Source organism: Psychrobacter sp. PSP (genome assembly GCF_024085615.1).
In the GTDB taxonomy this organism is placed as follows: Bacteria; Pseudomonadota; Gammaproteobacteria; order Pseudomonadales; family Moraxellaceae; genus Psychrobacter; species Psychrobacter pacificensis.
The window spans coordinates 71,271-95,103 of the sequence record NZ_JABLTF010000008.1; the positions used below are offsets into that span (position 1 = coordinate 71,271).

Genomic DNA, 23,833 nt, shown 5'->3' on the forward strand with positions numbered 1-23,833 from the left:
GCTTATGTGAGCAGATTGATGCGCATAAAGTAGGCAAAAATTTAGATTTCATATAATAACTCGTTTCATAATTGTTGATAGGATTTGCAAACTTCATGATGGCTGCTGTTTTAATGTAGTAGAAAACGCTAGTTTAAAATAATGCTTTGTCTTGACGATCAGCGGGCGTAAAAGCGACAGCAACTTGCCCAAACTCATATTCACCCGTTTCCAGATTGGCAGTCATGCTGGATGCTTCAAAACGATTCATCCCTTGTTCAATTTTGACGGGCTCATCGCTATACACTTGACCAGACTTTGTATTGCCTTTTAGGGTACTACCAGTCACTTTGATTGGCTCAATATCAGACGCCTCTTTATTACCTTCGCTAACCAGTGTAAAGCCACCTGATAAGCTCAACTCCCCTGTTTGCTGACTGATGGCTGCACTACCTGCTTGAATACGGTAGCGCTGCTCTGTTGACGGCTCCCAATTCATCGTGATGCCTGACATCTCATCCTGATTGGTCTCAGGATTATGCGTTAAAGACTCAGCAGTAAGTTCATACTCAGTTTCACCTTGCTCATTTGTCTGAACTGCTTTGATATCAGTGGCTTCATAATCGACATCTGTCGTCTCGATATTGACTGGTGGCGACACATCCCCTTGTTGCTGGAAAAACCAGCCCGCAATACCAGCAATAATCAACGCTAATATAATGAGAACACGTGTATTCACGACAGTTCATCCTGAGCTTGAGTTTCATCAAGCGTATAATGTGCAATAAAGTCTTGATAATGTCCGTACCCCTTTAAGATGAGATCACATACTTCACGTACTGCGCCGGTACCACCTGCTCGAGTGGTGACCATATCACTGCGTTTTATGACTTCCGCGTGTGCATTGGGTACGGTTGCTGCAAACCCTACCGTTTGCATCGCTTTAATATCTGGCAAGTCATCACCCATATAAGCGCAGTCGGCAGCAGTAATATTGAGCGCAGGGTCAAGAGACGATAATAACTCTTTTAGTGCAATGAGCTTATCATCCCGTCCTTGTACCACATGATTGACACCCATTTCTGTTGCACGTTTATCAACCATAGCGCTGCTACGCCCAGTAATAATAGCAGTTAAAATGCCATAACGCGCTAGAGACTTAACACCGACGCCATCCTGTACTGAAAACGCTTTGGTTTCGATACCATTTGCGTCGTAGATAATTTGACCATTAGATAAAATCCCATCGACATCCATGATCAATAGCTTTACTTGTCCGGCTTTTTTTATTAAATCTTGCATTATTTGTCTCTTTTTGACGAATATTTTTCTAACTATTTTATATGAAAAACCAATCGTTCTATCAACTATTAATGAATTACTTTACACCAGCTTGTAATAGATCATGAACCGTGATGACTGCTTCTAAACGATCTTCATCATCAATAATTAGTAATTGACTGATACCATTTTCATTCATGACACTCAAGGCATCCGATGCGCGCATTGTTTTACTGATATGGCGTGGGTTACTGACCATTACCTCATTCATCGGCGTTTGTAGATCAATACCTTTTTCAAGACCACGGCGTAAGTCACCATCTGTAAATACGCCAACGACTTTATCACTATCATCCGTCACCACGGTCATCCCTAAGCGTCCAGCAGACATCGTAAATAGTGCTTGCTGTAGCGGTGCTTGTTGGTGAATCAAGGGTAAGTCTTCTGACTTGGTATGCATTAAATCTTCGACACGCGTCAATAGTTGACGACCTAATGCGCCCGCTGGATGCGATAATGCAAAGTCCTCAGAAGTGAAGTTACGAGCATGTACCAAGGCGACCGCTAGAGCATCCCCTAACGCTAAGGTAGCCGTTGTACTCGATGTAGGGGCAAGATTGAGCGGACAAGCCTCTTGTGAGTGGCCAAGGGTCAAAACAATATCAGCCGCTCGTGGCAGCATACCGCGTTTATCTCGGCTGATACTAATTAGAGGGATGTGTAAGCGTTTGACCACTGGCAGTAGCATCTTAATCTCATCGGATTCACCAGAGTTCGAGATAGCAAGCAGTACATCACCTTTGACCAGCATGCCCAAATCGCCATGACCTGCCTCACCAGGATGCATAAAAAAAGCAGGCGTACCCGTCGAGGCAAAAGTCGCTGCTATTTTACGTCCAATCAATCCTGATTTACCCATGCCCGTTACTACCACTCGACCCTGACAAGCCAAAATAACGTCACATGCTTGTGCAAACCTGTCATCTATCTGCTCTGTCAACAATGCTAATGCAGATATCTCAGTATTAATCGCGTCAATAGCCGTTGTGATAAATTGCTCATGGGTCAAATCAGTTGTAGTATCGCTCATGGATCTGCTCTATTTTTATAATGAATCAACCTAGTATTTTACTATACTCTGTTTCATATTAATAATGGCCTACCATTTATATAATGGAGACAGCCATTATTTTTTACAGTAACTATCTGCTTATTTATATAAAAAAAACCCACTATGTTAGCAGGTCTTAATCGTATAAATCATGTCTTTTAATGTATAGTTGGATAATACACTCAATGCGTGCAGCTAATTAACTATTGGTATCATTCGATCCGTTGTCCGGCTTTTCTTCAAAGCCCGTACCGTCTGTCGATGCATCAAAACCACGATCCTGTCCAAAGCCGCCGCGCTCAAAACCGCGTTCCTGACCTTGTCCAAAGCTACCACGCTCAAAGCCACGTTCTTGACCTTGACTAAACCCTCCGCGATTAAATCCACTACGACTAGAGGCAAAACCACGCTCTTCAAAACCACCCGCAGCAGGATTGCTGCCACGCTCAAAGCCACCACCTTGATAGCCAGTTTGCGCTAAGCCTTGAGGTTGAGCGCCAGTACCTGTAGTGGTTGTACTACTACGCGGGTTACGAGCTGGCACTACGGTTGAGATGGCATGTTTATATACCATCTGACTGACTGTATTTTTGAGGAGTACAACATATTGATCGAACGATTCAATTTGGCCCTGCAGCTTGATACCGTTAACCAAAAAAATAGAGACAGGAATGCGATCTTTGCGCAGCGAATTCAAGAATGGATCTTGTAAAGTTTGTCCTTTTGACATGAAATCTCTCCTAAATATTATATAGTTATGTTTTGAGTGCCAATTATTCTAAGTGTCAATTTAATTATAGTGGCTAAAAGGTAGATACAATAATATGTTTTCTTTATAAAACGTATCTAAATAAATATTCATTGTTCTTAAGTTATTCCACTTTATCGCGAATACGTTATTATTGTAAATAATTAAGTAACTACTTGTTTCATCAAGCGTTTTTTCTGTAAAAGTTAATAGCTATCTACTACCAAGACAACTGTATTTGACGGCTACTATATCTGTAGTAATCTCAAATTATAACAGCTATCCATGCTAATTTTTGAAACTAATTGTGATTCTTTATTTATATATCAATAACGTGCTTTGAAAACGTAAAGTAAGACGCACGTTAATAAGATAAAAGCATGTTTTCAAAAAAGATAATCTCTTGCTTGTGCCATTGTTGTAAAGTTTTTTAGCACCATCCCTTTGGGGACCGCATCATCAAACTCAGATACAGCATCAGGCAATTGAGCAACTTTTCTAAGCCATGTATATTGGCGTTTTGCTAGCTGCCTTGTGGCATATAATGACTTATTTTGCATTTCCTGACAAGCAAGCGCTTCGGTCTCAGCATAGGATACATCTGGCTGAGCATTTGTGTAAACGCCCTCTCCTTGTATCTTATTTATGGCCATTAGGCTTTTAGAGTCTGCGAAGGCTTCATAAAATTGCGCTTTGTCCAAATGGGTTTTATCCAATACTGGATGCTGCGTACGAACGAGATATTCCAATACTTGGCGATAACCCACACAGCGCATCGACGGCATATTAGGGGTCAGCGGGTACTTCTCAAGTAAGCCAACAACCTCTGCCACTAACCCTTCTTGCCACATGATATCAAGGCGCTGTTCGATACGCGCATGTAACCACGGGCGGTCTGGTATCACTGACAATGCATGCCACTGCTGTTCTGGATGATGGGCCAAAGCTTGTTTTGGCTCACGCTGCCAGTCGCTTATGGGCCTATCTGTCTGCAAATAAACCTCAATTGCCCGAGTAATGCGCTGAGTATCCGTCGCATTCAAACGCTGATGGCTAACTGAGTCAACATTGCCAAGATAATCATATAAAGCACTGATACCTTCCTCTTGACGCCATTGTTCTACGCGTGCACGTACGCTGTCATCGCTATCAGGTACGGGAGACAGGCCATCGAGTAGCGCCATGTAATACATCATGGTGCCACCTACTAACAGCGGTATCTTTTTGCGCTCATGACACTCATCAATAAGACGTGCTACATCATCAACAAACTCAGCAACACTATAGCTTTGCATGGGATCAATAATATCAACCAAATGATGCGGATAACGCGTTAATTCATCTGCTGTTGGTTTTGCCGTACCAATATTCATATCGCGATATATCAGTGCTGAATCCACAGAAATCAGTTCAAAACGGCCTGTATCGTATAATTCATATGCTAATGCTGTTTTTCCGCTGGCAGTGGGTGCCATCAGACACACGACACTATTATCCGACAGATTAGTAGAGACGCTATCAGACGAATATTGCATAGAATTGCCTTTCTCAATATGTAGTTGGCTAAAATAGTAGTCAGCTTGATATTTATTCGGATGTAGAAGATAACATTAGTGTGACTAAACGATGACTGTCTAAGATTTTGATCGCATTTCTTGTCAGTATATCAGCGAGATCTGCGACAAAAACTGCTGAGTCTTGTGCAGTCATTTGCGAGCTTACTGTTGTAAGCTGATGATTGATCTCCATAGCACTGTTTGACATTTTATCTTTTTTAAATACCTTATTGCTAAATATAGATGATTCAAACAACTGGCTTACCTTTGACTGCCAGTCTTTAGTACTTATTAATAGACATTGCCCTTGATGATAAAATAAGAGCCAAGGTAGGTTTTTATCAGTTGCGGTTGAATCGATAACAAGAGCCTCTGCATCATTAATAATATCCAAGCAGATTGGTAAGGATGAAACTGTAGGCGCTTCGGATGAACGATACGAAGTATGGCGACTTTGCTGTAACGGCTCATCGACATAAGATGGTGCTGGTTCTTGAGCTAGTGATTTATCTGGAAATGATTTGCTTGAGGCAGATTGATATGACTGCCTAGGAGCTTGCACTTGTCTGCTCTGTCTTGTGTGATCTATAGGCATATCATTGGGCAAATGTGTGTCAGACAAAGTATCTACAGAGACGTCTTTTTTTGACACTTCTGGATTATCGGGGCTAGCAACCTTTGGCGTAGCATTGACTATTTTTAGCTGTGAACGAATCGTATGGCTTAAGTGAGCCATGATATTGTTTAGCGGACTGATTTTGATACGCTGCTTTGATGGATGTACATTGACATTGAGCCATTGGGTTGGCAACTCAAAATAAAGCGCATACCCCATACCTGCTAGCTGAGCACTCTGAGCCAGTTGACGCATTTGATTGCTAATCAATGCTTCTTTTACCAGCCTGCCATTCACATAAATTAGCTTTGGCAATGCTATCTGCTCATCAGTCATCGGCCATAACCAGCCACTGATTGCTGCCTGATTAACCGTGCTATCGCCGTACGCTACAGACGACTGCACAAGACTCGATAGATCTATCGATACTGCTAGCGCATTGTCCGTTAATGGCATACCAGTCGCTTGTTCTAAACGCGGCAACGGTAGACGGTTAGCATCATTATCGTTAACGTTTGTAGCATTTGCAGACAATGATAACCGCTTTTTATTGTCATGAAAAAGTGTCAGTGCGACATCAGCTCGCGCCAGTGCGACTTCACGGACGATGGTCTCGATGTGGCCAAATTCAGTGGCAATAGATTTTAAATTACCCCGGCGGGCAGGCACATTGAAATATAAGTCTTTGACTATGATTGTTGTGCCGCGATTATGAACGACTGGTATGAGCTTCGGTGTATCATCTAATACTCCAGCCACCTGCAATTGACGACCAATACCACTATCATCATGACTGCTAGTTAAGCTCAAACGAGACACAGCAGCCATCGCCGCTAACGCTTCACCACGAAAACCCAACGTCGTAATGCCGTGCAAGTTCGCAACATCGGCGACTTTGCTAGTCGCATGACGAGTAATCGCCATCACCATATCATCAGGATGAATACCCACACCGTTATCCACCACTTCAATCATGCCCATACCACCTTGAGTAATACGTATCTCAATATCGGTGGCACCTGCATCAATGGCATTTTCGAGCAGCTCTTTGACGACCGCTGCTGGACGTGTCACGACCTCACCTGCTGCTAGTTGATTAATCAGCAGCGGCGATAGTTTTTTGATACGGGTGTTGTGGTGGTTATCTGGCATTGATAGATGTCATATTTTAAAAGAATGGCAAGTGGTGTGATTTAGATATTAAGTTTTGATAAATCCAGACCTTGCGCTTGGCCTGCTTTTGATACTCTTAAGTGCACTTGGCGTGCTTCATTACCTTTATCATCGTTTTCAACTTGCGTAATATCGATAAACAAAGTTGGCATCGGTAGATAACCATCAGCACGGCTCGCCCATTCAATGATAACGAGCGCTTCAGGCTCATCTAAATACTCATCAAAGCCAATAAAAGACAGCTCTTCTGGATCTTGGAGACGATATAAATCTGCATGATAAACTGGCTTAGTCGTGCCATTGCTTTGCTCAATGCTATAAGGCTCAACCAAGGTATACGTTGGGCTTTTTACCGCACCAGTATGACCGAGAGCATGCAACCAGTAACGCGTTAAAGTGGTTTTACCTGCGCCCAAATCCCCTGCCAGCCACACACTACCCGTCAGCGGCAATGCTGCCAGTTGCTTAGCCAATAACTGAGTGTCTTGCTCAGAGTTCAGTATCAAAGTTTGCACGCTGTCACTGTTTTCTATTGATTGATCATTATGCATCAGTCTGAACCTGCCTGTGCTTGCTCTGGCTGTACCTGCATAGTCACCGTTGGGTTGGTGAAGCTTTCACCGCGAATCAGCTTGGCATACAGATCAGAGTCCGTCCACTCAGCACGAACTTGTTCACTAAATTCGAAATCCTCTAAAACCAGCTTACCCATTTGCTCGTTTGCCACATCATCAGCAAAACACTGCGCATAACCTGTTGCCGTTTCATGAGCAATCACTGAATACACACTGACATCCGCCTCACCATTTTGCATTTGCGTCTGGCGCAGTATTTCTTGCGCCCAAAAGAAAATCACCCGTGAAAACTGCTCTGCTGACGGAGATACTGGTAGGCTGATCCAACGTGCGCTAAATTTCTTGCACGCTGCGACATATTCAGGATCGTCTTTGTTCCAAAAACAAATGGCATGATCAAAGCTGTCGATAATGTCTTTGATCGAAGATTTTAGTAGCCCAAAGTCATAAACCATTTGCCCGTGATCTAAACGTGTGGCTTCTAAAATCAGCTCAATCTGATAGCTGTGACCATGGATGGAGTGTTTGCAGCGCTCAGAGCTACAGTTGCGAACGATGTGAGCGTTTTCAAATTTGAATAGTTTACGTATACGCATAATAAGGTGACCAAAACAGTGAGCACAGTGGTGCTAAATGTCAATAAATAAGAGTTTGCCGCGTTTATGAATCGGTTTATGGCTAATTATAGCAAATCGCCATGTATCCGTAAGTAAGCACTTATGAATACCATGATTAATTGAACGAATCGATTAGCGCATAACTTGGCTAAAGCAATGATTTCGCTAAAGGAAAGAAACAAGAGAACTGAATCGTAGGCGAATTGTGCGAGTGCTATCTATTACCAACGCTTAAACTTATACTCAATTGGGTAAGCGGCTATGTATGTTAGTCGTCACCATACTTACCTTAAGTCAGCCCAATTGGCTTAGCAGGTTGTATGCGTTATCTACAAAGGAATTACCATGAGCAAAGTCAAGACAGTAAGAAGAATGTCAAAAAGAATCCGCTTCTGACCGCCAAAGAAAAGAAAGCGGCCAAACAAGCGAAGAAAGACGACAACGGTAGTATTTTAGGTAAACATTAATATTTTTCGTATCAATATGCCAATCTGACCTAGTGGTTTGATTGGTATTTTTTTAGTTGGCCACTCGTTTTTTTAGGCACTGCGCGGCGCAAACATAATAATCGCCATTCCTAATAGTGCAACTACTGAGCCCACTATGTCCCACACGGTTGGTCGTATCCCATTGACCGTCCATAACCATAAAATCGCCATACAAATATATACGCCACCATAGGCCGCATAGACCCTACCTGCAGCAGTCGGATGTAATGACAGCAGCCAGACAAACGCGATCAAACTCAGCGCGCCAGGTATTAATAGCCAGATAGATTTACCTTCTCGTAACCATAGATAAGGCAAATAACACCCTGCAATCTCAGCCAATGCGGTCAGCGCAAACAGGCTAACGGTCTTTAATTCTGTCAAACTTACCTACTCCTCAACGGTGATAAATCCAGTCAAATATGATACAGCATTGCCAGAAATAAGCACTCTATCGTCTGCCACGGTACAGTCAAGCACACCGCCGCGACTATTTGCTGGCCAAAAGTATCTAGAGATAAAATCATAATCATGATACTTCTCTGAGGTTGCCTGACAAGTTACCACTACATCATAAGGCGCTATAGCTGCTTCAACTTTTCATTATCACGCACGACATTCAGCACATCGGATTCAGCATCATAGATGACGAAATACGCTTGAGTATTACGATAGACTTCAGCAGGCACAATGGATAGACCTGCTAATAAACTATCAGGAATCTCATCGATTCTTTCAGGCATTCTATTGGGAAAATCCATTTGCATTTTGCCAGAATCCGTTTTTGCGACTGTCAAAATACCAACCGCTTTGGCTGAAAAGTTAATCGACTGTACGTTTGAATTTTTATTAAACAATACATAGGCAGCGGCTAAAGTCGCATGACCACAGAAGTCAATTTCGGTCAATGGTGAGAACCAACGAATATGATAAACACCTATGCCATCAGCAACAATAAAAGCGGTCTCAGACAAGTTATTTTCAGACGCAATAGACTGCATCAAAGCATCATCTAACCATGTATCTGTCACAATAACCGCTGCGGAATTGCCTTTAAACAAAGTGTCAGTGAAGGCGTCTATAATATTTATTTCTAGTTGCATGAGATGTTCGCATTTTTATAATTTTTTAAAGATTAATCTTGGTCATCATTATCTTCCGAGAAATCAAAATAAGAAATAGTTGACCAAAACTTAATACTTAGATCAATAGGCAATAGTTTCGGTGATGTTGTACTGTAGCTAACCAGTCTTGGCAACGAGCTAATATATACCTAGTTCGCTAATTGTCTCAAAAAATCTCACTATAGCTAGGACAACATAATTATTTTAGCATTTTGACAATATTGAAATAGTATGACACACAAAACCCCAGTAAAATCTATCATGGCAAACAAACCTCTTAGATAACCGCCTATCTAGGCCATACCAACACTTTAAATAGGAAATTAGCGTCATGATGCGTATTGGATTGTTTTTATTGACCAACTTGGCCGTGATCGTGGTCTTTAGCATTGTGTTTGGGATACTATCCAGATTTTTTGGGATTGGCGGTGTATATACGGCAGGTGGGCTAGATTATGTCAGCCTTGCAGTTATGTGCGGTATCTACGGTATGGTCGGCTCAATGATTTCGCTATTTCTGTCAAAATGGATGGCCAAAAAATCCACGGGTACGGTGGTAATAGAATCTGCACGCAACCCAACTGAGCAATGGCTGGTCGATACAGTGGCAAAACAAGCGCAAGCGGTAAACATCGGTATGCCTGAGGTTGGTATTTTTAATAACTCGCAGCCAAATGCTTTTGCGACTGGCTGGAATAAGAATAAAGCGCTGGTAGCGGTATCCTCTGGTCTACTACAGAATATGAATCAAGATGAAGTCGAAGCGGTATTGGCGCATGAGATTGGTCATGTAGCCAACGGTGATATGGTAACCCTTGCCCTCATTCAAGGCGTGGTCAATGCGTTTGTGATGTTCTTTGCGCGCATTGTCGGTAGCTTCGTGGACCGTACTGTGTTTAAAAACACCAGTGATCGCCCAGGTATCGGTTACTTTATCACCAGTATTGTGATGGATATTTTGCTTGGGTTTTTGGCGTCTGCCATCGTGATGTGGTTTTCACGCTTACGTGAATTCCGTGCGGATCAAATGGGGGCCAAACTTGCCAGCCGCGAAAAAATGATCAGTGCGCTTGATGCTCTGCGTCCTTCTGCACAGCGACCAGATCAAATGCCTGAGAGTATGAAAGCATTTGCAATCTCGTCTGGACAAACGCAAGGCTTTAGTATTGCCAACTTATTCCGCTCACACCCCACACTTGATGACCGTATTGCGGCGCTACGAGAATATAATCCTAGTGAAGGGTGATGGATTGTTTGGTTCATTATTGATTGCTAGAAGCACAACCTTTAAATTGGGCTAGTGATCTGTAGGTTATACCTTGATTTTGGTCAATATAGCAAAATTTATAGTTTAAAAATATAGACTCACTATACGAACCAATGCAACTAGGCTTGATCAAACATTGCTCATCATTTTTATCCTAAGATCAAATGCAATATAAATATCCTGAAACTCTGGACTATATAATTCCACAACACCTTTTATATTTTTTACCACTACCACATGGACACTGTTGGTTACGACCTATCTTTTCTTTTTTTATAGTTTTTTTCACTTCATTAAAAGGTACAGGGTAACGATTAATTGCAGATTGATAACTAATTTCCATATTACTTATTTCCACACAACCACCGCCAACACCTACTGAAAGCGAGTGTTCCAATATATCCAACCCCACCTTGCAACCTGATATACTCATAGATGAAGAGCTCAAAACTTGACCACTTCGAGTCACTACTTTTAAGTCTTCATTTTCTCGACAGCTAATCTTTACTCCATGATGCATCATTTCAAGTCTTTCGATAATTAGGGTGTGAGGAGCCTCTGACCTCAATACTAGAGAAATATTTCCTGAGTTTTTTCGAATCGTAATTTTTGCTCCAATAACTTCAACGTCCCAATTTAATGTAGAAGTAACCCATTCATTATTTACAATCTTCAGTATTTCTTTACCATCAAAATTTGTAAGATAGGCGTTAATTCTAAAGGGTGATCCTGTGCACTCAGGTCTTTTCACAGAGAAAATACTTTCACCATCAATATTAATTAAAGAATCTACATTTTTACATATCAAGGTGCCTAATTTTATAGTAGGTTCTACAAGACCAAGATCAAAAGGACCAAAAGAAAATCCTTTCTGATTACAAATAGGATTTAAAGATCGCATTTTGATAGTGTCTTTAGATAGAATTTTTCTAGTGACTCGATCATGGCAGCCTCCACACAACAAAACAATATGTTCAGGATTGTGTTCCTTTGCTTCAGCAAAAGTAGGATCAAGATGTTCATATTGATATACGGCGTTACCACAGTTAACACAACCAAACCCACAGCGCTGCCTAACTTCTCTTTTCACTAAAGAGGATATAGTATCTTTTAAACCATATTTATTGACTCTCAATTTTACTGTCCTTAATATTTTTTTAAAGTGAAAGCTAATGAGTATAAAAAGTAGAGCATTTGTAGAAAATAAAATGGTAGCTACCAGTGATAGTAGCAAGAACGCCATGTCACCGCTAGCCCCCTTTATTCATATAACTAGACATAAAAAAAGCCTATCTATAAAAGATAGGCTTTTCTAAATAACATTTGCTAATTAAATATCAAACTCAAGCGCTCTATCACCTTCGCTATCTTTGATACGCGTTGGCAGACCAATCTTATTCAATAGATTAATAAATGGCTTGGCATCTAGCTCTTCGACGTTGACCATCTTGCCTGCGTCCCATTCGCCAGTCGCGACTAGTATTGCCGCAGCAACAGGTGGCACGCCTGCAGTATACGAGATACCTTGGCTACCCACTTCGTTGTAAGCGTCTTTATGATCTGAGACATTGTAGATAAACACTTCCGTCTCAACGCCATTGATTTTACCTTTAACTTTATCACCAATGCAAGTCTTGCCTGTATATTCTGGTGCAAGCGAGCTTGGATCTGGTAGTACCGCCTTCACGACTTTTAGCGGCACCACTTCTTGGCCTTCAGCCGTCATCACTGGCTGCTCAGACAGTAGGCCTAAGCTCTGTAGCACGGTGAATACATTGATATAATGCTCACCAAAGCCCATCCAAAAGCGAATATTCGGTACATCTAGATTGGCTGATAGCGAATGAATCTCGTCATGTCCGCTTAAATAGCTGTTCTGCACACCCACAACTGGCAAATCATCCGTACGTTTGACTTCAAACATTTTATTAGAGTGCCACTTGCTGTCTTGCCAAGAGTAAACTGTCCCTGTGAACTCACGGAAGTTAATTTCTGGGTCAAAGTTAGTCGCAAAGTATTTGCCATGACTGCCCGCATTGATATCAATGATGTCAATATCAGTCACAGATCCTGCATCCATCATGTCATAACCCAAGCGTGCATACGCATTGACCACACCGGGATCAAAGCCTGCACCTAAAATAGCAGTGACATTATTGTCTGCACAGCGCTGTTTGCGTTGCCACTCGTAGTTGTTGTACCACGGCGGTGTCTCACAAATCTTGCGTGGATCTTCATGAATAGCCGTATCTATATATGCCGTGCCTGTTTCAATACAAGCTTCTAGTACGGTCATATTGATAAATGCCGAGCCAACATTAATAAGTATCTGTATTTTTGTGTCTTGTATCAGCTGCACAAGTGCTTGGCTGTCCATGGCATCGACCTGATGCGTATGCAAGACTGCAGCCTGCTTAAAGCTGTCTTTTTCTTTTACGCTCTGCGCGATGGCATCGCATTTGTCTTTGGTACGTGAGGCGATATGGATCTCGCCGAGCACATCATTGTGCATCGCACATTTATGCGCGACCACTTGAGCGACGCCGCCTGCTCCGATGATAAGTACGTCTTTTTTGTTAGATTTGGCTGGTTGGTTTGTGTTCAATGAACAATCCTCCTTTGTGTCCCTGTCGATACCATTGATTGTGGCTATGCAAAACAGAAACGAGTGAATGATATGCGTGAATTAAAAAGGAAGACCGAGGAAAACCCACGCACCCGTCGGGCAGATAATACTCCATTATTTGCCCGACGCGATTATAACAATTTTTATTCCCTTATCGGTAAAAAATATGTATAAAAAGTAGAGATATTAAAATGCATACTAATACAGGTTAAGCCTTTGTTTTTTAAACATTAAAATACAAAACCCGACAATAACATAGTCTTAAAAACTAACGCTACTAAGGCTTAAGATAGGCTGGCTTTATATTCCTCATAGTCAAACTCACGCTGGATATCGGTACTGCCGTCCAAACGACGAATCACAATCGCTGGCATATTAACCCCATTGAACCAGTTTTTCTTGACCATCGTATAACCGGCCGCATTACCAAAGGCAATCTTATCGCCTATCTGAAGATTACTCGGTAATGCATACTCACCAAAGATATCCCCTGCCAAGCAAGAACGACCATAAATAATGGTATGGTCTGCTGACTCAGCATTGGCTTCAGACGGCGCAGCTTCTGCTGGATTGCCAGTAGGTGCAATATTGCCAGCAGTATTATTGATCGCGGCAATCGGTGCGGACTCACGATAGATAAGCAAGTCGAGCATATGTGCTTCAATCGAAGCGTCGACGACGGCGAGATTTTTTTGATTGTGCATGGTGTCTAACACTGTCGTGACCAACGTGCCCGCGCCATGGATACTTGCTTCGCCTGGTTCTAAATAAACTTGCACGCCATAGGTCTCACTAAATACTTTTAATCTGTCGGCCAGCTTTTCTAATGGATAATCAGGCGCGATAAAATGAATGCCGCCGCCTAAGCTTACCCATTCAAGTTGCTGCAAAATATCGCCAAATCTAGATTCGATATCTGCCAAACTTTCACTAAAGGCTTCAAAACTGTCATTTTCGCAGTTGTTATGAATCATAACGCCTGTAATATCGCTTAGTACCGCTGCGATTTTATCTTTATCGTGCTCACCAAGGCGGCTAAATGGACGTGCAGGATCAGCAATCAAAAATGATGAGTTGCTGGTTTTTGGATTTAATCGTAAGCCTACTGGAACACCTTGCGCTGCCGCTTGATTTTTAAAAGCAGTTAGCTGTGAGATTGAGTTAAATATAATCTTATCAGCATAACTGAGTACTTCAGGAATTTCATCTGCACTATAGGCGACGCTATAAGCGTGGGTTTCTTTTTTATCGCTGCTACTGGCATCAGCGTTATTACCAAAGGTCTCATAGCCCAATCTCACTTCGTTAAGTGAAGACGAAGTCGTGCCATGCAGATAAGGCTGCATCACATCAAAAACACCCCATGTGGCAAAGCATTTTAGTGCCAATAATGCTTTTGCACCAGACAGCTCACATAGCCTAGCGATGATTTTCATATTGGCAACGATCGCCGCTTCATCAAGCACGTAGTATGGCGTTGGTGGCAATGTCGCGTTGATAGAATTCTCTAGATTTTTTGCATTCATAATAGGTTACCTAATAGACACTCTGCTGTTGGTATCTTGACAGACAGATATAAATATTTGCGCTATAGTAGACTAAATCCATCATAATTAGAATATCTTATGGCACTCTCAACCGATTATTCCACCTCTGCCAGTCGATCCCATGCCTCTCAATTAGACCCAAAACATATAGACTTGACGCACCTCCACCCGGATGCGCGTGCAGTATTGGATTTTTGGTTTGATAAAGATAATGAAGCGTGTTGGTTTGAACAAAACGATCGTTTTGATAAGCAGATAAAGGACAAGTTTGGTGACATTTGGCAGGCAGCAAAGCAAGGTGAATGCGTTAAATGGCGCCTCGCAGAATCTTCTCTAGATGGCAATAGTTCAATAACAGCGCTAGCAGGACGATTGGCAGAAATTATTGTCTTAGATCAGTTTTCACGCAATCTGTGTCGCGAACAAGCCTGTGCTTTTGCCCAAGACGGTATGGCATTAGTTTTAGCACAAGAAGCCACTCAGCAGCCCTATTTTGACACTTTACCGATGCAATGGCGTAAGTTTATGATTATCCCATTTATGCACTCTGAATCTGCCTTAATTCATGAGCGCTATTTGCCATTATTTAGACAGTTGGATGATGCCACTACGCTAGATTTTGAATATCGTCATAAAGAAATTATTGATCAATTTGGGCGTTACCCACATCGTAATGAGGCACTAGGGCGCAAATCAACTGAGGATGAAAAAGCCTTTTTGCAACAGCCAAACTCTTCATTTTAAAGTAGGTTTTATCCAGTCTGCTTACTTTGTCACATTCTTATAGTGTCTTTATATAAAACAAGGACTGAACCAGTTATCTGGTTCAGTCCTTTTGTTTGTACAATTGATTAAACGGTTTAACTAATAATTTACCTTACCCGTCGTAAAAGTGAATGACTTACTTTCTAAGTTTTTATCATCAACCAAGATATCAAAGCTTACTTGATATTTGGTATTGCCATACAGACCACATTGCTGGCTTTGATTTACCGCGCGATTAACTTCGCAGCTCTTTAGTGCATCTGTTAATGGCAAAATGAATGCCTCATTCGCTGGTAATGCGTAGTTGGTGTTCACATACGGATCGTTATCAAAGTCGATCAATTGAATCGGTACATTAGTATTTCGCTGAGTATCTCGGAACTTGATGTTGCTGACTTTGATTTTGTTCGCTGATGGCATACTCACATAAACAGGCTGTCCGATAGGATCGGTACGTAAATCGCGACCTGTGCCTTTAACAGGGTTTGGCGACTCACTATACAGAGCAGTTACTGTATCAGTCACACCTTGACAGGGATAAGTAAAAACACCTGACACGGTTGTATCTTTGGTCGCTTTTGTCGCTGAGGCATGGCTAACCAAGACATAACCTTGGTTAAGAGCTGGATTTTTGGCATCCGGTTTATATAAAACCATGCCTGAGCCAACAACGCTTGAGGTGGGTAGCATCAATGAACGCAAATGATAGGGTGCTGCCAACAACGACTTGGCCATTGATGTTGCCACCACATCCGTTTTCAGAAAGCTTCCTGCTGAATTGAAGTAGACAGATTGAGCAATATTTTCTGTGACACCATATTGTGCGTTGCTGTATTTTGCATTTAATAAGCGATCTGAGAAATCTAATCCACCGAAGAATGGGTTATTGCTACCTGTCAAACTAGCAATATTGCTGATTTTATTTTCGACATGGGCATTAAAACTGGTCGGCGTGCTATTAGCAAAGACGTATTTGATATAGTTTGCGTGCTTAATCGCAATATCATCAAGCGCCGTATCAACAGATAAACCACCTAAGCCACAACTGGTTCTTGCCAAACTAAATTGATTATTAGCACTTAAGGCTGCTTGCGGATTATTCTCAGTTGGTGCATTGCTTTCATTAATAGGATTACTATCTTGCTCATCTTGTGTTTCGCTCTGTAGATTATTGGATGTAGAACCATTATCAGAGTCACCACCACCACCACCGCAGGCCGTTAAAAATACCGCTAAGAAAAGCACTACAGCAAGGTTCTTTTGAGAGGGATGAGCCATCATTTCTTATCCTATAAAATAGTAATATATATAATTCATAGTGAGAATAAAACTCAAAATAAAAGCTTAGTCATTGATTTAACAGCACTTTATGCCAAGAGCAATATATTGTATTACATTTTATAAATTTTCGCTCGTTATTTTTCCGAAAATTTGCCTGTTTGTTAACATAGGTATATATCTTCTTTCTGCTGGTACATTAAATCTTTATTATTAGACGATTTCTAGACGAGATATTGTCCTTTAAAATTAGCTCTCTAATGCCTTTCTCACTGGCGCAAAACTGCGCCTATGTGCTGATAAGACACCATGTCTCTCAATGGCTTCCATATGTGCGCGAGTTGGATAGCCTTTATGTTTGGCAATACCGTATTCTGGATACTGCATGTCAAGGGCATACATGGTCTCATCACGGCTCACCTTTGCCAATATACTAGCCGCTGCGATACTGGTATGACGTGCATCACCCTTCACCCATGCTTGGCAATCAACAGAAGATGGCGATATGCCCAATTCGTGAAATGTAGCATGGCTCAAATCAGGACAGCGATTACCATCAAACAACGCCTCTACCTGTAATTTATCAAGTGATATGCCAAGACTTTTAGTTTTAGAAAGATATTTAAAAACTGCTTCTAGCAAAGCTTCGATGCATAACCGCATACCGAGCATGGTAGCCTGCAAAATATTGACTTGATCGATGACAGCTGCTGGTATATCAGCGATGATATAACTGACTGCATGCTGTTGTACCAATGGATAAAGGATATCGCGCTTTTTTTCGCTCAGCTTTTTGGAGTCTGTCAGTATCGACAATGGTGTGTCTTTGAGTGGTTGTTCTTCAATCAATCCTGACCAAGACGCAGGCAATATCGCGGCGGCCACATTGACACTACCTAGTAACGGTCCACGTCCTGCTTCATCAACGCCAATTTTTAATATTGACTGTTCTAAGCGTTGCGCTTCATCGCGCTCATATTGAGCAAACAGCTTAAAGGTATTCAACTGTCCATATAAGCGTATAGGCGCCGCCAATTGAATATACTGCCCTTTGACATCAATATGATCAATACTGACGTCAATTATTTGGGCTAGGTTTTTTGTGCTAGGTTGAATTTGCATAATATTAGAAAGTCTTTCTAGGTTAGGTAAGATTGGAGGCATTACTATCGCTCATAAAATATTGTTCAATCACGCTATTTGCTGGCTCATGATTGCTTTGCTGCTGCAACGTGTGCTTTGTCGCGAGCAGATCTTTTAATTGCTCAGCATAAGCACGCGGTTGTAATAGACGCATTACCGTACGGCAAATATTATCCCCACTTGCCTGCTCTTGAATAAGCTCAGGCACAATCGGCGCATTAGCCAAAATGTTAGGTAGTGCCACATAAGGCACTTTTACCAGACGTTTGGCAATCTGATAAGTGATCTGATTCAATTGATAAACCACCACCATCGGACGCTCAAGCAGCATTGCCTCCAATGTTGCTGTCCCAGAAGCTAGCATCACGATATCTGACGCTGCCATCGCATGCTGACTAAACTCTCGCTGAGTATCATCATAAACGACGACAATAGCCGCCCGCAGCTGCTCTGAGCATTGATCAATGACTTCTTGCACAATATATTGGTGATTTTGATCAACCGTTGGAATGATAAAACACAGCTTTGGGTCTAATAATATGAGCTTTTGAATGCCGTCAAGCATCAATGGCAAGATAGCGGTAATCTCGCCACGCCGAGAGCCAGGCATCACGCAGATAAGCTGGCTGACATCATCAAACCGTTCAATAAAAAACTGCTGTAAACCATCATTGTGCCAGACCAGCTCGCTACGGCGCTGATTGATTGGCGTGTCTATCAATGCTTGATCAATGGTTCGTAGCAACGGATGCCCCACACAGATCGCCGGATGATTATGACGCTCATAAACCGGTAGCTCAAATGGGAATAGGCACAATACCAAATGGGTTGCCGCTTTAATATTATGGATACGCGACTCACGCCATGCCCAAATAGAAGGACTGACATATTGCACACAGAACACGCCTTGTGGCTTGAGTTTTTTAGCGACCCGTAGGTTAAAATCAGGTGCATCGATACCAATAAACCAATCGATATTGGCTGTCTTAAACGCACTCAATAGCTCGCGGCGTGCTTTGAGCAAATCTGGTAGCTGCGCCATGACTTCAACCAGACCCATCACTGCCAAACGCTCTAATGGAAAAATGCTTTGCAATCCTTGCGCTTGCATCTTAGTGCCGCCCACGCCTACCCAAACGATGTCATCACGCAGATTATTCATCTGTTGCATAAAATCTGCGCCTAAACTGTCACCTGACACTTCACCTGCGACAATGGCTATCACTAGCGGTGTGGCAGTCGTTTTAGGTTTATTAAAATCCGTCTCTGTTTGGCTGATGGAATCAGTATGTGGATGAGACGTAGCAGAATCTGTCATGACAAGCTCTCAATATTGAAGATATACAAATAAAATAAATCGTTGTTGTAAAATATAACACAGTCAATCAATGATAGAGGTTGATGACATACACATTTTATCTGTGTCTATTTTTTGGCATTCATGTTTTAGTGTGCAATCGTTTTAGTGCGCAATCATAAAGCCACCGCGGTCGCTATCATACGTGACGATGATACAAATAGCTAAATTCACGCATAAAATCTGAGCGTTAAGCACCCAGTATTTAATTCATCCTTATTAATAGACAGAAAAACGAAATACCAAACGTGCATTTGCGAATTCAAATATAACCTTAATCATGCGCAAGTATAACTAAGTTTTAGTTTCCTCATTCCAGTTATCAGTCAATTAACTACCGGACTACCCTTGTCAACCAACACTTTTGTCCGCATAATGAATATTCCTATAAATCAGCTAGACGATATATAACCATGACAACATCAGTTACCCATAATGCAGACATTGACGACGTGAATATTGAAAAATTTATTCCTTTGATTACTCCCGCTGAGCTAAAAGCTGAGCTGCCTCTATCAGACGATGCATACAAAACCGTACTAAACGGTCGCCAAACGATCCAAAATATCTTGGACGGTAAAGACAAGCGTCTGTTTGTGGTCATTGGACCCTGCTCTATCCACGATATTAAAGCGGCCCATGAGTATGCCGATCGCTTAGCCGTATTGGCAAAAGAGATCGAAGACAGCGTATTTGTGGTCATGCGTGTTTATTTTGAAAAACCTCGTACCACGGTCGGTTGGAAGGGTATGATTAATGACCCTGACATGAATGACAGCTTTGATATCGAAAAAGGCTTGCGTACTGCTCGCAAGTTATTGCTTGATCTCAATGAAAAAGGCTTGCCTTGTGCGACTGAAGCCCTTGATCCAAATACGCCGCAGTACATGCAGGATTTAATTAGCTGGTCAGCGATTGGCGCACGTACTACCGAGAGCCAAACACACCGTGAAATGAGCTCAGGCTTATCTTGCCCAGTTGGCTTCAAAAACGGTACTGACGGCGGTATGACGGTTGCTGTCAATGCGATGCAGGCGGTTAAAGAAGGTCATAGCTTCCTAGGTCTATCCTCAGATGGTAAGGTCTCTATCATCAAATCGAAAGGCAACCCTTACGCACACGTGGTACTCCGCGGTGGTAATGGCAAGCCTAATTATGATGAAACGGCAGTTGCTCAAGTTGAGAACGAACTGGCAAAAGGCAAAACCAATGGCAAAATCATGATTGACTCAAGCCATGCCAACTCAGGTAAAGATCCTTACTTACAGCCGATGGTTATCCAAAACGTCGCTGAGCAAATTCAAAATGGTAATAAATCAATCATCGGCATGATGATTGAGAGTCACCTAAAAGGCGGCAATCAAAAACTAACCGCTGATTTAAGTCAGCTTGAGTACGGTAAATCTATCACTGATGGCTGTCTAGACTGGGATAGCACTGTCACCGCATTGCGCGGCTTGCGTGATATGGTAAAAGATGTGCTACCAAACCGCTAATAGCCATTAACGATAGTATATCGTCAAGCAAAAACTAGAAAGCCCTTTTCGTACTGATACGAAAGGGGCTTTTTATTGGGAGAATTTTAAGAAAAACATTTTCTTGAGCAGCTTAATTCTTAATGACAATTAATGCTATACGCACAATTAAATAAAGCCAACTCTAGTTTGAGGTTGGCTTTATTTTAAAGTTAATACTACAGCTAAATTATTTCCTAGCTATTATCAATCAGCTATTTGCAGCACCTAATACACTCTCTAAGCTTTCAAGCACATGCTTAGATGCAACGTTCTTGCGCAAGTCTGTTAGCTGCTCATGCGCCATTTGACGACGTGGTTCAGCCAACGTATTCCAACGTGCCAGCACTTGTAGCAGTCGCGACGCCAATACAGGGTTGGCATCATCGAGTTTTTTGATCACGTCTGTATACATCTTCAGACCCTCTGCTGTCCATAGTACTGTTGGTTGCGAGCTAAAGGCACCGATAACTGAACGGACACGATTAGGGGTATTCCAATCAAAATCGGTATGCGCAATTAACGACTTGATAACATCAGGTGTCACATCATCAGCGGCGGCTTGCACACTGAACCACAAATCAATCACCAGATCGTTTGCTTGGAAACGCTTATAGAAATCGGTCAAATAATCATTGGCTTTTGGCAGCTGATGATTGACCATTGCTTTTAATGCACCAAAACGCTCTGTCATACAGCTAGCATGATCATATTGCTGTTGTGCCCAGTCGGCTGCACCTTCGACGTTAGCAGTCAGTGCCATATCAAGCACCACATTACGCAGCGCACGAATGCCTCGAGCTTGAGCACTGTCTTCATAAGACTGCATTGGCAGATCATTGTACAACGTAGCCCATTGATCTTTTAATTTATCTGCTACTTGCTGATATAGCCCATCGCGCTGCTCTTTCACTAGTACCGGATCGTAGTCTTGAGGAATAGCAGAAGCCAGCTCTTGCGCTGATGGAATATCAAGTAATCGTGCAGCCAGCATCGCATCATCAGCTGCTAAAACGGGCAACGTCTGTGCCAAGGCTTCTAAATACACATCAGGACTGCTCTTCGCACCTTGGCTTTGCAGTAAAATACGGTTGACTAGCATTTGGGTGACTTGCCAGCGGTTAAACCCATTGGTTTCATGCTTGAGCAAAAATGCTAAGTCTGCATCTTGGTAATCATAGTTGAGCTGTACTGGCGCACTAAAATCACGCAGTAAAGACACAACAGGCTCACTTGCAATATTTTCAAACACAAACGTTTGCGTCGCCTCGTCAAGCAATAACATACGCTCAGCGACGATAGCGCCTGAATCTTTATCAAACAGTGCGGTTGCTACAGGTATCGGCAACGGTTTTGGTGCATCAAAGCCTTTCACATGACGTGTTTGCTGGTTCAAGGTAATCGTTAATGTCTGCGCTGCACTATCATAAGTTTGAGAGCCCGATACCACTGGCGTACCTGGCTGACGATACCAGTCGATAAAGTCCTCGATTTTGTCATCAGTGATGCTAAGGGCTGATAAAAAGTCTTCTACCGTGACCGCTTGTCCATCGTAACGACGGAAATACTCGTCTGTTCCTTTGCGAAAATCATCCGGCCCTAATGTGTTCGCAATCATTCGTACGATTTCAGCGCCTTTCTCATAGACGGTCGTCGTATAAAAGTTATTAATCTCAACAAAGCTCTCTGGACGTACAGGATGTGCTAATGGGCCTGCATCCTCTGCAAACTGATGTGCACGCAAGGTCGCCACATCATCAATACGCTGTACCGCACTTGACTGCTGATCCGCTGAAAATGATTGGTCACGGTAGACGGTAAAACCTTCTTTTAAGCACAATTGGAACCAATCACGGCAAGTAATACGGTTGCCCGTCCAGTTGTGAAAATATTCGTGAGCAATAATGGCTTTTACGCTAAAACTGCGCGCATCAGTAGTGGTCTCAGGGCTAGATAACACACAAGCGGTGTTAAAGATATTAAGACCCTTATTCTCCATTGCGCCCATATTGAACTGACTGACTGCCACAATCATATAGCGATCTAAATCATAGGCTCGGCCGTAATTGACCTCATCCCACTTCATGGCGTCTTTTAAGGCTTGCATACCAACATCGCATTTATCGATATCGGCAGATTTTGCGTAAACCTCAAGTAATACGTCCCGACCTTCGCTGGTCGTATAAGAGTCTGTCAATACATCCAAATCAGCAATAACACAGGCAAATAAATAGCTGGGCTTGTTGGTTGGATCCTGCCAAATCGCATAATGACGCTCTGGCGCATCAGCAACCTCGCCTGCTTCAACTAAATTACCGTTAGCCAATAACGTCGGATAGCGCTTATCGGCTTCCAGTCGAGTGGTAAATATCGCGAGTACATCAGGGCGATCAGGATAAAAAGTAATCTTACGGAAACCCTCTGGTTCGCACTGAGTCACAAACATCGTGTCGTCACCACTACCTGCCATGTATAGACCTTCAAGCGCGGTGTTAGTTTGCGGGCAGATACGTACCTGAATGTCTAAGGTAACCTCATCAGGTGCTTCATAAATCGTTAGCTTGCCATCTTCTTGCTGGTAGTGCTCAGATGTTAACGCTTTATCATTCATGATAATAGACAGCAGCTCTAACGATTCGCCAAATAAGACAATATCCCCTATGGTTTGGCGTACCATCTTAAGCGTACTATTTACCTGAGCATAATCTTCAAACAGCTTAATGTCCAAATGGACCGTTTCCACATCAAAACTTGGTTTTTGGTAATCCTTTAGATTAATTTTACTTGGTGCATGTGGGGGTACATCTGGCATTTCAGGGTTGATGATCTGAGCATCGGTTTCAGCAGTAGACATGGTAATTTCCTATTATTATTGATGATATGTTATGAGTGTTATTGTTTTGCTATTCGCATTATAGCTTTCGTCTTGATAGCAACGTTTATGGCGCTCAAAGTCACAATGAAAGTCACAACGGGCGCATGTTATATATGGTTTCCTGCTTATAGGTAGATTGACCTAAATCCTTATATTTCAAGTATGGGCATCGAGATAACTGAGTTTATCCTTC

21 protein-coding genes are annotated in these 23,833 nt (G+C 42.3%); 4 read left to right on the forward strand and 17 right to left on the reverse strand.

From position 1 onward, the window contains the following. Nucleotides 1–133: 133 nt before the first annotated feature. The 8 genes from lptC to HL061_RS02405 all read right to left on the reverse strand — a co-directional run bounded on the left by lptC (nt 134) and on the right by HL061_RS02405 (nt 7,635). Nucleotides 134–718 carry an LPS export ABC transporter periplasmic protein LptC gene (gene lptC, locus HL061_RS02370; RefSeq protein ID WP_058024069.1) on the reverse strand — a complete coding sequence of 195 codons (585 nt, stop codon included), beginning with the start codon at nt 716–718 and terminating at the stop codon, nt 134–136. Beyond that, nucleotides 715–1,281 (reverse strand): HAD hydrolase family protein, encoded by a 567-nt coding sequence (locus tag HL061_RS02375; protein WP_071001685.1) that lies wholly within the window; start codon nt 1,279–1,281, stop codon nt 715–717. Before HL061_RS02375 ends, lptC begins: the two co-directional genes overlap by 4 nt. 76 nt (nt 1,282–1,357) lie before the next feature. Next, entirely contained in the window at nt 1,358–2,350 is a 993-nt protein-coding gene (locus HL061_RS02380; protein WP_071001686.1) for a KpsF/GutQ family sugar-phosphate isomerase, read from the reverse strand. A gap of 220 nt (nt 2,351–2,570) precedes the next feature. Beyond that, nucleotides 2,571–3,101: an RNA chaperone Hfq gene (hfq, locus tag HL061_RS02385; protein WP_223334203.1), complete on the reverse strand. Its 531-nt coding sequence runs from the start codon at nt 3,099–3,101 to the stop codon at nt 2,571–2,573. A gap of 404 nt (nt 3,102–3,505) precedes the next feature. Beyond that, entirely contained in the window at nt 3,506–4,654 is a 1,149-nt protein-coding gene (gene miaA / locus HL061_RS02390; protein WP_252962465.1) for a tRNA (adenosine(37)-N6)-dimethylallyltransferase MiaA, read from the reverse strand. 52 nt (nt 4,655–4,706) lie between these two features. After that, entirely contained in the window at nt 4,707–6,443 is a 1,737-nt protein-coding gene (gene mutL / locus HL061_RS02395) for a DNA mismatch repair endonuclease MutL (protein ID WP_252962466.1), read from the reverse strand. Nucleotides 6,444–6,484: 41 nt separating this feature from the next. Then, on the reverse strand, nt 6,485–7,015 hold the full coding sequence (tsaE, locus tag HL061_RS02400) for a tRNA (adenosine(37)-N6)-threonylcarbamoyltransferase complex ATPase subunit type 1 TsaE (protein WP_252962467.1): 531 nt from the start codon (nt 7,013–7,015) through the stop codon (nt 6,485–6,487). Further along, complete coding sequence (locus HL061_RS02405; protein ID WP_240366381.1) at nt 7,015–7,635, reverse strand: 6-carboxytetrahydropterin synthase; 621 nt, start codon at nt 7,633–7,635, stop codon at nt 7,015–7,017. Before HL061_RS02405 ends, tsaE begins: the two co-directional genes overlap by 1 nt. Nucleotides 7,636–7,976: 341 nt before the next feature. On the opposite strand from HL061_RS02405, the gene HL061_RS02410 reads away from it, so the two are divergent. Next, entirely contained in the window at nt 7,977–8,123 is a 147-nt protein-coding gene (locus HL061_RS02410; RefSeq protein ID WP_212564459.1) for a hypothetical protein, read from the forward strand. 72 nt (nt 8,124–8,195) lie between these two features. On the opposite strand, the gene HL061_RS02415 is transcribed toward HL061_RS02410, so the two are convergent. Together HL061_RS02415 and HL061_RS02420 are read right to left on the reverse strand one after the other, a co-directional pair. Further along, on the reverse strand, nt 8,196–8,528 hold the full coding sequence (locus HL061_RS02415; protein ID WP_212564458.1) for a YnfA family protein: 333 nt from the start codon (nt 8,526–8,528) through the stop codon (nt 8,196–8,198). A gap of 197 nt (nt 8,529–8,725) precedes the next feature. Continuing rightward, nucleotides 8,726–9,247 (reverse strand): PhzF family phenazine biosynthesis isomerase, encoded by a 522-nt coding sequence (locus HL061_RS02420; RefSeq protein ID WP_223334195.1) that lies wholly within the window; start codon nt 9,245–9,247, stop codon nt 8,726–8,728. 352 nt (nt 9,248–9,599) lie between these two features. Here HL061_RS02420 and htpX point away from each other — a divergent pair, with 352 nt between their 5' ends. Further along, nucleotides 9,600–10,514 (forward strand): protease HtpX, encoded by a 915-nt coding sequence (gene htpX, locus HL061_RS02425; protein ID WP_212564457.1) that lies wholly within the window; start codon nt 9,600–9,602, stop codon nt 10,512–10,514. Nucleotides 10,515–10,728: 214 nt separating this feature from the next. Here the strand turns inward: htpX and HL061_RS02430 are convergent, their stop codons facing one another. The 3 genes from HL061_RS02430 to HL061_RS02440 form a co-directional block, all read right to left on the reverse strand. Beyond that, nucleotides 10,729–11,670, reverse strand: coding sequence for an SEC-C metal-binding domain-containing protein (locus HL061_RS02430; protein WP_252962468.1), 942 nt, complete (start codon nt 11,668–11,670; stop codon nt 10,729–10,731). Between the two features lie 195 nt (nt 11,671–11,865). Next, nucleotides 11,866–13,140 (reverse strand): saccharopine dehydrogenase family protein, encoded by a 1,275-nt coding sequence (locus HL061_RS02435; RefSeq protein ID WP_252962469.1) that lies wholly within the window; start codon nt 13,138–13,140, stop codon nt 11,866–11,868. 305 nt (nt 13,141–13,445) lie between these two features. Beyond that, nucleotides 13,446–14,687, reverse strand: coding sequence for a carboxynorspermidine decarboxylase (locus tag HL061_RS02440; protein WP_252962470.1), 1,242 nt, complete (start codon nt 14,685–14,687; stop codon nt 13,446–13,448). Nucleotides 14,688–14,786: 99 nt separating this feature from the next. Between HL061_RS02440 and HL061_RS02445 the strand changes: the two genes are divergently transcribed. Beyond that, nucleotides 14,787–15,452: a DUF924 family protein gene (locus HL061_RS02445; RefSeq protein ID WP_212564453.1), complete on the forward strand. Its 666-nt coding sequence runs from the start codon at nt 14,787–14,789 to the stop codon at nt 15,450–15,452. Nucleotides 15,453–15,572: 120 nt separating this feature from the next. On the opposite strand, the gene HL061_RS02450 is transcribed toward HL061_RS02445, so the two are convergent. The 3 genes from HL061_RS02450 to lpxB form a co-directional block, all read right to left on the reverse strand. Then, the gene (locus HL061_RS02450; RefSeq protein ID WP_252962471.1) at nt 15,573–16,754 is read right to left on the reverse strand and encodes a CAP domain-containing protein; all 1,182 of its coding nucleotides are present in this window, start codon (nt 16,752–16,754) and stop codon (nt 15,573–15,575) included. 246 nt (nt 16,755–17,000) lie between these two features. Beyond that, nucleotides 17,001–17,873 carry a ribonuclease HII gene (locus tag HL061_RS02455; RefSeq protein WP_240366375.1) on the reverse strand — a complete coding sequence of 291 codons (873 nt, stop codon included), beginning with the start codon at nt 17,871–17,873 and terminating at the stop codon, nt 17,001–17,003. Nucleotides 17,874–17,895: 22 nt separating this feature from the next. Continuing rightward, nucleotides 17,896–19,212, reverse strand: coding sequence for a lipid-A-disaccharide synthase (lpxB, locus tag HL061_RS02460; RefSeq protein ID WP_240366374.1), 1,317 nt, complete (start codon nt 19,210–19,212; stop codon nt 17,896–17,898). A 452-nt stretch (nt 19,213–19,664) separates the two neighbouring features. On the opposite strand from lpxB, the gene HL061_RS02465 reads away from it, so the two are divergent. Beyond that, the gene (locus HL061_RS02465) at nt 19,665–20,747 is read left to right on the forward strand and encodes a 3-deoxy-7-phosphoheptulonate synthase (protein ID WP_058025756.1); all 1,083 of its coding nucleotides are present in this window, start codon (nt 19,665–19,667) and stop codon (nt 20,745–20,747) included. A 229-nt stretch (nt 20,748–20,976) separates the two neighbouring features. On the opposite strand, the gene pepN is transcribed toward HL061_RS02465, so the two are convergent. Beyond that, entirely contained in the window at nt 20,977–23,577 is a 2,601-nt protein-coding gene (gene pepN / locus HL061_RS02470) for an aminopeptidase N (RefSeq protein ID WP_252962480.1), read from the reverse strand. Nucleotides 23,578–23,833: the final 256 nt, after the last annotated feature.

Coding starts and splice junctions, on each gene's coding strand:
- HL061_RS02375 (WP_071001685.1), bottom strand. CDS start 1,281: ATGCAAGATTTAATAAAAAAAGCCGGACAAGTAAAGCTATTGATCATG.
- HL061_RS02380 (WP_071001686.1), bottom strand. CDS start 2,350: ATGAGCGATACTACAACTGATTTGACCCATGAGCAATTTATCACAACG.
- hfq (WP_223334203.1), bottom strand. CDS start 3,101: ATGTCAAAAGGACAAACTTTACAAGATCCATTCTTGAATTCGCTGCGC.
- miaA (WP_252962465.1), bottom strand. CDS start 4,654: ATGCAATATTCGTCTGATAGCGTCTCTACTAATCTGTCGGATAATAGT.
- mutL (WP_252962466.1), bottom strand. CDS start 6,443: ATGCCAGATAACCACCACAACACCCGTATCAAAAAACTATCGCCGCTG.
- tsaE (WP_252962467.1), bottom strand. CDS start 7,015: ATGCATAATGATCAATCAATAGAAAACAGTGACAGCGTGCAAACTTTG.
- HL061_RS02405 (WP_240366381.1), bottom strand. CDS start 7,635: ATGCGTATACGTAAACTATTCAAATTTGAAAACGCTCACATCGTTCGC.
- HL061_RS02410 (WP_212564459.1), top strand. CDS start 7,977: ATGCGTTATCTACAAAGGAATTACCATGAGCAAAGTCAAGACAGTAAG.
- HL061_RS02420 (WP_223334195.1), bottom strand. CDS start 9,247: ATGCAACTAGAAATAAATATTATAGACGCCTTCACTGACACTTTGTTT.
- htpX (WP_212564457.1), top strand. CDS start 9,600: ATGATGCGTATTGGATTGTTTTTATTGACCAACTTGGCCGTGATCGTG.
- HL061_RS02440 (WP_252962470.1), bottom strand. CDS start 14,687: ATGAATGCAAAAAATCTAGAGAATTCTATCAACGCGACATTGCCACCA.
- HL061_RS02445 (WP_212564453.1), top strand. CDS start 14,787: ATGGCACTCTCAACCGATTATTCCACCTCTGCCAGTCGATCCCATGCC.
- HL061_RS02450 (WP_252962471.1), bottom strand. CDS start 16,754: ATGATGGCTCATCCCTCTCAAAAGAACCTTGCTGTAGTGCTTTTCTTA.
- HL061_RS02455 (WP_240366375.1), bottom strand. CDS start 17,873: ATGCAAATTCAACCTAGCACAAAAAACCTAGCCCAAATAATTGACGTC.
- lpxB (WP_240366374.1), bottom strand. CDS start 19,212: ATGACAGATTCTGCTACGTCTCATCCACATACTGATTCCATCAGCCAA.
- HL061_RS02465 (WP_058025756.1), top strand. CDS start 19,665: ATGACAACATCAGTTACCCATAATGCAGACATTGACGACGTGAATATT.
- pepN (WP_252962480.1), bottom strand. CDS start 23,577: ATGCCAGATGTACCCCCACATGCACCAAGTAAAATTAATCTAAAGGAT.